Genomic DNA, 276 nt, shown 5'->3' with positions numbered 1-276 from the left:
GTATATTGGCTTGGCATCGTAAATTGTACGCGCCATTTGCCATCGGCTTGTTGCATACTCACTGGTGCCGTCATAGCAATTTTCTGCGAATCACCATCACTCTTTTTGTTATTAGGCTGCATCGTAACAGGCGCTGTCATGCTAATCTTACGACTGCCACCAGTTGGGGCAGTATTATTGCCAAAAATATAATCTGCTAAAATCTTAAATCCTGCACGACTGGCAGCATCTTGATCACCCATTACCCAAGTCTGTGCCACCAACTGGGCATCATAA

General features: G+C 44.9%; 1 protein-coding gene. It reads right to left on the bottom strand.

Annotation, left to right across the window (positions count from 1 at the left end; genetic code table 11):
- On the bottom strand, positions 1-242 hold a 242-nt coding region (locus AAEZ05_RS28505; RefSeq protein ID WP_350649939.1), incomplete at its 3' end, for a heme-binding protein.
- Positions 243-276 lie beyond the last annotated feature (34 nt).

Origin of the sequence: Pseudomonas sp. HY13-MNA-CIBAN-0226 (assembly GCF_040310305.1) — a bacterium.
In the GTDB taxonomy this organism is placed as follows: domain Bacteria; phylum Pseudomonadota; class Gammaproteobacteria; order Pseudomonadales; family Pseudomonadaceae; genus Aquipseudomonas; species Aquipseudomonas gregormendelii.
Note: the sequence above shows the minus strand (reverse complement) of the source record. Positions and strands in the feature narration are given on the sequence as shown.